Below are 12,005 nucleotides of genomic sequence, written 5' to 3'. Positions count from 1 at the left end.
AACCGGGAAGTTAAAGCACCTCGGCAAAACTGGCAGACGGTGCCGCGATGCCGTAGATCGTGGACAACAATAAAGTCGGCGTCGCGCCAGCGTGAGCGCAGGCCACTGGGAGAGATGATCGTGATTTCGTCAACCGCGGGAAATCCGGCCGAGCCCCTTTCGGACAGGGTCTACGTCGAACTCGTGCGCAGCCTCTACGAGACAATCGCACAGGCCATGTACATGCTCGTGGTCTTCGCGATGTTCTTCGTGCTGATCTACCGCGCGGAGGGCGATGGGACGATCCTCGTCATCGGAACGGCCGCGCTCCTGACATGGGCCGCGCGCATAGAAGTGGCCCGGCGCTTGCGCGCGCGCGTGCTGACCGCCGTCATTCACAGCCGAGAGGCCCGGCGGCTCGAAGTCGCCTTCGCAATCCCTTATGTGGGCTTCGCGATTCTTCTCGGCGCGCTTGCCGCCTATGTCTTTTCGCTCGAAAATCCCGAAGCACACATGCTGGCCATATGCGTCGTCATGGGATTCTGCGCAGGGGTCGTCACAGGTGTCGGGCGGCGTCCGCAGATTGCCGGGCTCTCCCTGCTTGCGGCCGCCGGTCCCTGCATCGCGGTGGCCTTTGCGCGTGCAACGCCGATCTACGTAGGACTGGCGCTCGTTACCACCGCCTACCTCGTGGGTGGAATACAGGCGCTGACGATGCGTTTCGAGATCGTGCAGACGGAAACCGTGAAGCGATTGCTCTCCGTCACGCTCGCCCGCAGCGACAGCCTTACGGCGCTGCCGAACCGGCTGGCCCTGCGCGAATACTTCGACGAGAACGCGCGGCTGATCTCGGCCTCCGGGCTGGTTGCGGTTCACTATCTCGACCTTAACGGGTTCAAGCCGGTAAACGACGAACACGGCCATGCCGTAGGGGATACCCTGCTCGCGTTCGTGGCCGACCGGCTGCGCGGCGCGATCCGCAGCGGCGACATCGTCGCCCGCCTCGGCGGAGACGAATTCGCGGTTTTACAATATGGCCTGCACCGGGGCGAGGAAGCCGAACTTCTCGCCCAGCGCCTGGTCTCGGCCATCGCGCAGCCCTTCACCATCGGCACCCTGACCATCGCCATCTCCGCCGCGATCGGAACGGTTGTGACCAATGACCGGAACGACGATCTCACCATCCTCCTCGACGAAGCAGATGCACGGCTCTACCTGGCCAAGCGCGACAGGGACGAAGCCCGCGCAGCCCGAAATGCCGCTAATGGAGGCCTTCATTAGCTTGGAATTTGGCCGTTTATCCCACAACTTTACCGTATCCGATATTTGTGGGATAAACGTTCATGCCCCGCATCCGCCCCTTCAGTGACGAACAATCGCGCCTGCTGGTAAACTTGCGCCAGCGCTACGAGGTATGGATCGACGCCGAGCGCGACCTGGCCGCCCTTCCCTACGATCTGCGGCGCAAGACGGTCAGCGGCCGCGAATATCTCTACCGCATCTTCGATCGCGGCGGCAACGGCAAGAGCCTCGGCCCGCTGACGCCGGAACGCGAAGCCGAACTCCATGACTATCATTCGCGCAAGGATGCCCTGAAGGAGCGCATCCGCGGCCTCCGCCCCGCCCTTGCCGAAAGCGCCGCACTCTACCGCGCGCTTCGTCTGCCGCTGCTGTCATCTGACGCCGGACCGATCCTGCGCGAGTGCGACCGGCGTGCCCTGCTCGGTTCGCACCTGCTGGTCGTGGGCACCAATGCGATCGCCGCCTACATGGTCGAGGCCAACGGCAGGATCGATCTGCCCGACGAGACGGAAGATTTCGACCTCGCCTGGGTTTCCCGCTCGGCGCAGGAGAACGAGCGGCGGGTATGGGACATGCTCAAGGCGGTGGATTCGACTTTCACGATCAATGCCGAGCGCGATTTCCAGGCGCGCAACGCCCGCGCCTATGAAGTGGAACTGCTGGTGGCGCCCTCGCGTGCCGCCACCCTCGGCGGAAGGGACCAGCCCCGGCCGGTTCCCCTGCCCGAACAGGAATGGCTGCTGCTTGGCCGTCCGGTGGATCAGGTGGTGGGTTGCCGCGATGGTTCCCCGGCACGGATCGTTGCGCCGGACCCGCGCTGGTTCGCGCTTCACAAGCTGTGGATGGCCGCGCAGGCGAAGCGCAACCCGCTCAAGCGCCCTAAGGACCGCGTTCAGGGCCTCGCATTGCTGGACGCGGTGGCCGAAGCCATGCCTCACTATCCGATGGACGCAGCCTTTCGGGCCGAGATTCCCGAGGAGATCCTGCCGCATTTCACGCAGTGGCAGGAAGAGTCAGGCCCCGCGGAGGATTCGCAATGGTGAGGCGCTGGCGCGCGATTTGAACACCTGCGCAGCCCGTCAGACGAGGCGGTGAACTTTCAGCACCGCGAATGCCGTTGCAGACTCAATATCCACAGACCGTTCAAATCGGCATTCTGTTTCCTGTATTTGTGCTCGACTGAACATCGGTTCATGCATATACCTGCAAAATCGTTCAAAAGTATATTGCGGGCAGAACATGCATTCACAAGTCGAGCGTATTGCCGAGATGGCTCAGGCCGGCGAAAAGATGATCGAGCGGCTGCGGCGCAAGGCTTTCCTGCCTGAAAGCCGCAAGGGTCTCAATGTCCGTTTCGGAATCGCCGAAGCGGCGACCCTGCTGGGCTGCTCCACGAATCGCATTCGCATGGCCGAAGACGACGGACGCCTGCCGCCACCTCCGGCTGCCGGAAACGGACGCCGGCTCGGCTATACGGTCGAGGAAATGCTGCACATGCGCGAAGTGCTGGGCGCCTCGCCCGCCCGTGCCCCGCTCGACGTTCCCGCCATGATCGCGGTCCAGAACTTCAAGGGCGGCGTCGGCAAGTCCACGGTCACGACGCACCTCGCGCACTATTTCGCGGTGCAAGGCTACCGCGTGCTGGTGGTGGATTGCGATAGCCAGGCGACCACGACGACGCTGTTCGGCTTCAACCCGCATTTCAACATCACCCGCGAAGAGACGCTCTACCCCTATCTCTCGATCGACCCGACGCAGGCCGACCTGCTCTATGCCGTCAAGCGCACGCCGTGGCCGAACGTGGACCTGATCCCGTCGAACCTCGAACTGTTCGATGTGGAATACGAACTGGCGGCTGCGGGTTCGGACGGACAGTCCGTTCTGGCCGCCCGCTTCCGCAAGCTCAAGGCGGGCCTCATGGATCTCGCGCGGGATTACGACGTGGTGATCCTCGATCCGCCGCCGGCACTGGGCACGATCTCGCTTGCGGTGATGCAGGCAGCCAATGCCCTGCTCGTTCCGCTCGCAGCCACGACGCCGGACTTCTGCTCGACCGTACAGTTCCTGTCGATGATGGATCAGGTGCTCGAACAGCTCGTGGGCGCGGGCATCTCGGTGGACTATTCCTTCGTGCGCCTGATCTGCTCGAAGTTCGACGGCAACGATCCCAGCCACGACATGGTCCGCACCATCATGGAGCAGACTTTCGGACCGGCTCTGCTTCCCGTGCCCATCCTGGAGAGCGCCGAGATCAGCCATGCGGCCTTGCGCATGATGACCGTCTACGAACTGGAAAAGCCGATCGGCACGCCCCGTACGCATAAGCGCTGCAAGGCCAATCTCGATGAAGCCATGGGCCAGATCGAGCAGCTCGTCCGCACCAGCTGGGGCCGCTCGCAGCGGGTTGACGAGGAACTTCTCGTCAATGGCTAAGCCACTGCCCTGCATCGGAAAAAACCTCTCAGACGGCGACTTTGTTCGCCTTATGTTCAAACCTCTCCATCTCGCGCGTCCTTCGAGGTAAGCCATGGCCCGCAAGCAATCCGACTATCTGGCAGCGCTGCTTTCCGACGACGATCTGGGGGGCGAAGACCAGGTCGCGTCCACCGCCGAAACGCCGCTGGATGATGCCACTACCGCCGCCGACCCGGCTCCCGAACCGCGCCTGCGCACCGAACGGACCCGCGGCACGACCCTGCTCGGCCGCGAAAGCGCACTGGCCCGCGTCGCTTCCGGCGAAGTGCGGCAAGTGACCCAGCTTCTCCTCGATCCGGCCCGTGTCCGCATCTGGCCGGGCAACGCCCGCAGCTATGCGCACCTTTCGGAGGAGTCCTGCCAGGAACTGATCGACTCCATCGTCGCCGAAGGGGGCCAGAAGGTTCCCGCCGTGGTGCGCCGGGTCGAGGGAGATGCCGATCACGATTATGAAGTGATCGCCGGCACGCGCCGCCACTGGTCGATCTCCTGGCTGCGCGCGCATTCCTACCCCGACATGCAGTTCGTGGCGCAAGTCGCCCAGCTTGATGACGAAGCCGCCTTCCGGCTTGCCGATCTCGAGAACCGTGCCCGCAAGGACGTGTCGGATCTCGAACGCGCCCGCAACTATGCCCAGGCCCTGCGCGATCACTACGGTAACCACATGACCCGCATGGCCGAACGCCTCAAGCTCTCCAAGGGCTGGCTTTCCAAGATGCTCAAGGTCGCGGGCATCCCGGACGCCGTCCTGTCCGCTTTCGCCTCCCCTGCCGATGTGCAGCTGAAGCCGGCCTACCCCCTCGCCCAGTTGCTGGACGATCGGGACAAGGCGGCCGCCGTGCGCAAGGAAGCAACCCGACTGGCGCGGGAACAGGCCGGCCGCCGCGCAGACGGTCGCCCTGCCCTGCCCGCTGCCGATGTACTCAAGGCCCTGCTCGCCGCTCCCGAAATGGACAGGGCAAAGCCCGAGCCGGTGGTGATCCCCTCAAGGCACGGCCGCCCCATGGCATCGGTCCAGTCAAGCAACCGCCAGGGCGTGACCTTGCGTCTTCATTCGGGCTCCGGTGCGAGCCGCGAAGAAGTGCTCACCGCCGTCCGGGCCCTGCTCGTCCAGCTCGACGAGGAAGGCCGGGGCCTGCAAACGTGACATGGGGGCAGGAACGGGGCGACGGCGCCCCGTCCTGTTTCTGCCGCCGGAAATCCCGGCGGCCCTCGCGGGCATTTCCTTTTGCCCGGTCTGGCTTTTTCGAAAGCCGACTTCAGATCCGAAACATGAGAATGCAGGGGCCGGTGTCCCTGCATTTTCTTTATCGGCCTCCTGTTTCCCCCCGGTTGTTTCCCCGGGGAAACATCATCTCGCCAGACTTGCGGCGATCGGCGCCGTTCCAGGCAGCTTCCGCAGCGGCTTCTACAGTCTGGCGCGGTGAAACCGCGCCAAAAACCACGCACAAGTTCTGCACAACCAAGCTTCGCGGCGATTTGCCCCGCCCTGCCCTCCTCGCCATTATGGCAAGAATCACCCGAATCCGCCTCGTCCTGTTTCCCCGGGGAAACATCGCCGGGTCGTGTCCGGAATACCCTGTCACCTGCCCTCGCATGGGCCCTCGGTCGGAATGAAATGATGAGTCGCCCGAACAAAGAGACGACATCCGAACAGTTCGACCTGTTCCTCCCCTACATCGCCAACCTGCCGATGCGCGACCAGCGCGAGATGATGGAGCGTCCGTTCTTCAGCCTCGCCAAGTCCAAGCGCGTGAAGCCGATCGACTATACGAGCCCGGACGGCAAGCTGTGGGTCCACGTCTCCGCCAATCCGGACTATGGCATGGCCACGATCTGGGATGCGGATATCCTGATCTACTGTGCCAGCATGCTGGCCGACATGGCCCGGCGCGGCGTGAACGACGTGCCCCGCAAGCTGCACCTCATGCCATACGACCTGCTCCGCGCGATCGGCCGCCCGACTACGGGCCGTGCCTATGAACTGCTCGGCCAGGCGCTGGACCGCCTCGTGGCCACCACCATCAAGACCAATATCCGTGCCGAGAACCGCCGGGAAGCCACGTTCTCCTGGCTTGATGGCTGGACCCAGCTGGTCGACGAACGAACGGAGCGTTCGCGCGGCATGACCATCGAACTGTCGAACTGGTTCTGGGAAGGCGTGATGATGAAGGGCGGCGTGCTCTCCATCGATCGCGCCTATTTCAACATCACAGGCGGGCGGGAACGCTGGCTTTACAAGGTCGCCCGCAAGCATGCCGGCGGCGCAGGCGAGGGCGGTTTTGCCATCACCATGCCGGTTCTTTTCGAAAAGTCGGGTGCCGAAGGGCAGTATCGCCGCTTCAAGTTCGAAATGCTGAAGCTCGTCGAGAAGGACGAACTTCCGGGATATACCCTGTCCGTCGAAACGGCGAAGGACGGCGAACCCATGATCCGCATGCGGCGGGTGGACGGGAAGGGCGGGGCCGAGCCCGCGCTGCCGGGCGGAACGGCCGAAGCCGACGAACCTGCGGCGCAAGTCGAGATTTCGGTAAAGACCAGGGCCTCCAAGGCAACTACACCGGATGCCGGCAACGCACCTGTTTCCCCGGGGAAACCGGCCGCCGTCGATGCGCGGCAGCTCATCCGCCGCACGGTCTCCGGTCTTTCCGATGCCGCCACGCGCGGCTTCATGACGGACGAGACCATCGCCTATCTTCGCCAGAACTGCCCGGGCTGGGACCTCCATGCCCTTCACGCCGAGTTCGAACGTTGGGTCGCCGCCTCGCCGGAACGAACCCCCGCCGACTGGCAGCGTGCGTTCGTGGGCTGGGTCAAGCGCCATCACGAAAAGAATGGCCAGATGCTTCGCGGCTAGCCGCCCGTTCGGCCAGACGGCGGAACCTCCATCCATGACAGCCCCGGTGATCGGCGACGGTCTCCGGGGTTTTTCTTTGCCCGCGTGACACCCAAGACCGGCTCCCGGCCGGGTCTGCCCCGCCGATGCCACTCCCCGCCCGGGTCTGAAGCCCTGCGGCGCTCCCTTGCGAAATCCCCATCCAATTTCCCATCGGCAGGCAAAACCCATCTGCAAATCCCGATTCCGAGAGGGCAGGGTGGGAGGCCGAGTCAGGCGGTCTCTCTACCGAACCCGCCCTCAAGGGAATGCCCGGGCCCGCTGACCCTTCCCGCACCGCGGCGACATTCCTGCTTCACGTGCGCACTTGCTTGCCGCGCCCCTATCCAGCGGCCCCAACCAAACGCTGAGGGGCGAACAGTGCAGGCCAGATCATCTCGCTCGCAGGAACGCCTCCCGTTCCGGGAAACAGGGGTTCGCAGGGGAGGCGTTCCCGAAGTGTCGCGTTCTGCGATGAACCGCTCGGCGTGAACCTGCCGAATGCAGCGCACGAGCAGTGCTTTGAACCTTTATCAGGTGACCCCCGGAAAAACTGATTCAATTGAGCCACGGTTTTCCGGGGTTTCGACACACCGGGAACGCCCTGTCGCCATGCTTCGACCTATCGGGAACACCAGCTCGACCTTTCGGGAACAGGTACCCGATCCTTCGGGAACGCGTCAAACGTCACTTCAGGAACGGAGAGACGACATATCGGGAATGCCCCAATTCGCCGAATCGCAACGCTTGCGCGAGTCACGCGCAGTTCGGCCGCGCGTAACCTTCTAAATGATTCCTTCTAAAAAGGATTCTAACGCAGAACGAAGTTCAATTTCGGACTGAATGAGGGAAGGGCGCAGCGCGAGGACTGCCGGCCGCGCAGGCCAGCAACACTGGCGGCCGCGGCAATCGCAAAAAAAAAAGCGCGATCCTTACCGCGTGGCGACGATGAGGCCCTCACCGCACTCACCGCACAGAGTGGAAGCCCGCGTCCTCATTTTAGGTTGTCGCTCAATTGGCTCAGGGATCAGATCCGCCCCGGCCGCCCGAATTGCAGCAAAATCGACGCCGAACCGCCAGACGAGGTTCAAATTCGAATCAACCGCGCCCAGCCCGCAAACAGATACCCCGAAATTTGCCCTCAGAAGCCCGTACAGCGCGATGATAGCCTCGCCGCACCCCAACCCTCTCCAGGTGTCGTTTCTGCGTTCTCACGGCGAGCCCTGCAAATCCGCAGATTTCTGCGGCTTTCCGGTCCATCGGGCCCGAAATCACCGGTTAACTGGGCATCGAGGCAGGATTTGTGCGTCAGACCGCCTTTGCGGCACACCGTCCGTTATCAAAGCCGTTTCGGACAACCACCTCTGTAGGATCGAACTGCCAGGGCATCGTGCGGTCTTTGCCCGGTCGGACTATTCGCCGAAGGAGGAGCGGCTCAGCAGTTCGTCGATTCGGCGCATCGATGCCTCGTATTCCTCGATGTCTGGCGAGGAGGAATCGAGCCCCGAAACTTCGGCGGGATCGGAAACCCTATCTCCCGGCGCATAGCTATGAAGGCGCGCCGCGTTGCGTGAAGCATGGGTGGCGATCAGCCCCGCAGCTTCGAGGCTGTTCACGATCACGCCGACACCCGGCCGCGAAGCGCCGAGCAGTTCCTCGATCTGGCGACCTCTCAATGCTCCGAACCCTGACAGCTTTCGGGCCAGCTGAAGCGCACGGCCGCTGCTGCGCCGATCCTGAAGGCGAGCGCGCAGCAGGGCGGCATCCCTTTCCGCGTCCCCCAGCCAGCGGTCGAGCCGGAAGAGCGCATCGTGCAGCGCCGAAATTGCCGCCTCATCCGCATTTGCAGCGCCGGGCATGTCCGGATCGGGAAGGGCGAGAGGCAAGACGACGAGCCCGGGGATCGGCATCGCGACGGGGAGCCCGTGGCGAGGGGCCAGATAGCCCCCGGCCAGAATATCCAGCGCCCACCGCGAATTTGCCAAATCCTCGCGTTCCACCGCGATACCGCCGATCAGATCGAGGGTTCTTTCCTGACGGGCGAAGCGCGCGGTCCGCGCAGCCGCCGCGAAAAGCATGCGCACCGGATCGAAGGGCAGGGCATCGTCAGCGGCGTCAAGCCCGCCAATAAGGCTGCGAGCTTCCGAAATGACGGAATGCGTATCTTCGTGTTCCCCGCCGCGCAGAAAGTCGGTGGGGGCCAGAAATGCCTTCAGGAGGCTCTCCGAGGCATCGGCCAGTTCCTGCCAAGGGCTATGCCGGAATTCGGTGAGTATGGCTTGGCAGAGGGCCTTGGGCGGGCGTAAACTAGGCCGTGAACCATCCGAAAGCGTTTCAAGGCCTGCGTACCAGGTGAAAAAGCGTTCGTCAGTGAATTCGTGCCCTTCCTGTCGGAGCGCGGCCATGAGGCTTTCGCGGATCAGACGTGCCGCCAGGATCTGCAAGGTGCCGTCGCCGGCTCGTGAAATGCCGACCTGGATGCGGCCGAGAAGCAGGGCGCAAAGGACCGCCGGTGTCGTCTCGAAGGCTTTCGGCGCGTTCTTGGGCATGAAATACCCTTGAAAATCATCAGGATAGCGGGCTTGAAACCTAAGTAAGGTTAAGTATACACCCTCTGATGTCAAGGTTTTAGTCGCTATCGATAGTCGACAGCCCGATAGCGCCTGCGGTGTCGAGGCAGAACCGGCCGAAAACGACAAGGGCATCAGCCCATCAAAGCGAACCGCAAGCGTCGGTTCCCGGCAGGCGGGCCGGTTACGCCAACCGGGCGTGTCCCGCAACAACGGCAAGTTCCCGCTGACGGCAGGGAGATGCCGTGGCAATGCCCGCGTCCGGCGGCGGTGCCGGACGCGGGGGAAGGGCGGGCAGGGGGCCTTTGTTCAGTCCCCGCAGGCGTTCATCGGCATGGAAATGTAGTCCAGTTTCACGTCGGAGACGGCGATGGACAGCGGCCCGGTGGCCGAGAGCACCAGCGGCGCGGTCAGGGCGTGCATGTCGGCACCGCGACTGGCGAAGCATTGCAGCGGAATGGCGAAAGAGCCCCATTCGCCCGGCGCCGTTTTGGCCAGGGTTGCGCCGACCGGCACGCTGATGGTCTTGCCGCCGCTCTCTACGCCGATGCTTACCGGCGTGGCCGGACGGTCACCGAGGCGGTACTGGACGACGAGGCTGATTTCACCGTTGCTCTCTCGCGAGAGGTCCAGAGGGCGCGGTGCGACGATGGCGACCCGGCCGGGCGAGCCGGCGGCCCAGGTGAACAGGCGGGCATCCTCCTGCGCGCGGCGATCCATTCCGGATTGCTTTACCAGTTCGGTATCGATGGACCAGCCCGGCGGCACCTTTCCGGCCCCGTAGAACACGCCCGGCGTGGCCTGCGCCATGTCGGCAGGGCGGGTTTCGTCGAGCCGTGCAACCTTGCCGGGAGCAGCATAGGACAGGCCGTATCCGAAGGGGAAAAGCGGATCATAGCCGGGATCGCGGCGGTTGAGCACGTATTGGTCGGGGCGTTTGGGCCAGGAGAAGCTGAGCTTGCCCTTGAAGTCGTGATTGATGGCACCGTCCGCCCTGGTGAACAGGACATCGGACACACCGCCGCCCTCGCTGCCCGGCAGGAAAGCTGCGACGAAGGCATCCGATGCGTTGAGCTCGGCATTCACCCAGAGCGGACGCCCCGAAAGGAACACGGCGACGACCGGGATGCCTGCCGCCTTGAGCCGCTTGAGCATGGCAAGGTCGGGCTTGTCTCCGGGGCTGTATTCGAGGTTGGGAATGTCGCCCTTGAATTCTGCATAGGGCGTTTCGCCGAAGACGACGATGGCGGCGTCCGGCTTCTTCGTGAAAGTGCCATCGGGCGCGTAAGTCGCAGTGCCGCCTGCCGCGCTCACGGTTTCCTCGATGCCCTTCCAGATGGAAGTGGCGTTGGGGAAGGCGCTGTTGGGCAGATCCGCGCCCTGCCAGGTGATGGACCAGCCACCCGCCTGCTGGCTGACGCTGTCCGCCGCCGTGCCCACCACGAGGATGCTGGCGTTCGGCTTGAGCGGCAAGACGCCTTCGTTCTTGAGCAGAACCAGCGAATCCCGCACCGCCTGCCGGGCGATGGCCTTGTGGGCGGGGCTGGAGATCACATCGAACTTGCCCGCGACGGCGCGGCTCGACGGGCGACCACGGTCGAAGGTTCCAGCGCGAACTTTCACGCGCAGGATACGGCGCACCGCATCGTCCAGACGGGCGGCAGGAATGGTGCCGTCCTTCGCTTCGCGCAGGGTATTCTCATAGAGCTGCTTCCAGCCCGGGCCGGAATACATGAACATGTCCAGCCCGGCATTGATCGCCTGCGGGCAGTCCTCGTTGGTGCAGCCCTTCACCTGCCCATGGCTGTTCCAGTCACCCACCACGAAGCCGTCGAAGCCCATGCGTTCCTTGAGCACGCCGGTCAGGAGCGATGCATTGCCGCTCATCTTCTCGCCGTTCCAGCTTGAGAAACTGGCCATGACCGACTGGGTGCCTGCCTCGATCGCGGCGGGATAGCCGCCGAGATGGACGTCGCGCAGCACCTCTTCCGAAACCCGCGTGTCGCCCTGGTCGCGCCCGCCGGTGCCGCCGTCTCCGAGGAAGTGCTTGGTCGTGGCGATCAGGTGGTTCGGGGCGAGGAAGTCCTTTGTGCCGACTTTGCCCTGAACGCCTTCGATCATCGCGCCGGCATAGTCGGCCGCGATTTCCGGTTCCTCGCCATAGCTTTCGTATGTGCGGCCCCAGCGATCGTCCTGCACCACGGCCAGCGTGGGCGCAAAGGTCCAGTCGAGCCCGGCGGCGGCGGTTTCCAGCGCGGTCACTTCGCCGATCTTGCGGATCAGGTCCCGGTCCCGCGCGGCGCCGAGGCCGATGTTGTGCGGGAAGAGCGTGGCGCCGACGATGTTGTTGTTGCCGTGGACGGAATCGGTGCCCCAGATGATCGGGATCTTCGGGCGACCGTCGCTTCGGGTCATCGAGGCATCGTAGAACTCGTCCGCCAGTTGCAGCCACTTGGCGGGAGAGGCGTATTCGTCGTCATAGGGGCCGCTGTTGCCGCCGTTCAGCACGGAACCGATCTTGTAGGTCACCACGTCGGCGGGCTTGATCGAGCCGATGTCGACCTGGATGAGCTGGCCCACCTTGTCTTCCACGGACATGGCGCGGATCAGCGTATCGACGCGCTTCTCCACTTTCGGATCGCGCTTGGGCTGGGCGTTTACCCTGGGCCAGATCGCGGGATTGGCCACGGAAGATGCGGACAGGGAGGGCGATTGCGCGCCCGCCGCACCGGCCAGCGCCAGGGCAAGGATCGACAGGGAAGCGGCGGGGGAAAGGCGGGTCATGAAGTCTCCTGCAAAGGGTG

Annotated in this window: 7 protein-coding genes; 5 read left to right on the top strand and 2 right to left on the bottom strand. The window is 64.0% G+C overall.

What is annotated here, in order from left to right:
- Positions 1-114: 114 nt before the first annotated feature.
- The 5 genes from U9J33_RS21735 (at position 115) to U9J33_RS21715 (ending at position 6,613) form a co-directional block, all read left to right on the top strand.
- On the top strand, positions 115-1,260 hold the full coding sequence (locus U9J33_RS21735) for a sensor domain-containing diguanylate cyclase (RefSeq protein WP_082370256.1): 1,146 nt from the start codon (positions 115-117) through the stop codon (positions 1,258-1,260).
- Between the two features lie 62 nt (positions 1,261-1,322).
- Complete coding sequence (locus U9J33_RS21730) at positions 1,323-2,324, top strand: GSU2403 family nucleotidyltransferase fold protein (RefSeq protein ID WP_324699163.1); 1,002 nt, start codon at positions 1,323-1,325, stop codon at positions 2,322-2,324.
- A gap of 196 nt (positions 2,325-2,520) precedes the next feature.
- Positions 2,521-3,714, top strand: coding sequence for an AAA family ATPase (locus U9J33_RS21725; protein ID WP_054436403.1), 1,194 nt, complete (start codon positions 2,521-2,523; stop codon positions 3,712-3,714).
- A 94-nt stretch (positions 3,715-3,808) separates the two neighbouring features.
- Complete coding sequence (locus tag U9J33_RS21720) at positions 3,809-4,903, top strand: ParB/RepB/Spo0J family partition protein (RefSeq protein WP_054436402.1); 1,095 nt, start codon at positions 3,809-3,811, stop codon at positions 4,901-4,903.
- 474 nt (positions 4,904-5,377) lie between these two features.
- Entirely contained in the window at positions 5,378-6,613 is a 1,236-nt protein-coding gene (locus tag U9J33_RS21715; protein ID WP_185999210.1) for a replication initiator protein A, read from the top strand.
- A gap of 1,430 nt (positions 6,614-8,043) precedes the next feature.
- Here U9J33_RS21715 and U9J33_RS21710 read toward each other — a convergent pair.
- Both U9J33_RS21710 and U9J33_RS21705 read right to left on the bottom strand, forming a co-directional pair.
- Positions 8,044-9,411 carry a helix-turn-helix domain-containing protein gene (locus U9J33_RS21710; RefSeq protein ID WP_324699162.1) on the bottom strand — a complete coding sequence of 456 codons (1,368 nt, stop codon included), beginning with the start codon at positions 9,409-9,411 and terminating at the stop codon, positions 8,044-8,046.
- A 99-nt stretch (positions 9,412-9,510) separates the two neighbouring features.
- Positions 9,511-11,985, bottom strand: a complete 2,475-nt coding sequence (locus U9J33_RS21705; RefSeq protein ID WP_324699161.1) for a glycoside hydrolase family 3 protein — start codon at positions 11,983-11,985, stop codon at positions 9,511-9,513.
- Between the last annotated feature and the right edge of the window lie 20 nt (positions 11,986-12,005).

Origin of the sequence: Novosphingobium sp. RL4 (genome assembly GCF_035658495.1) — a bacterium.
Taxonomy (GTDB): domain Bacteria; phylum Pseudomonadota; class Alphaproteobacteria; order Sphingomonadales; family Sphingomonadaceae; genus Novosphingobium.
Note: the sequence above shows the minus strand (reverse complement) of the source record. Positions and strands in the feature narration are given on the sequence as shown.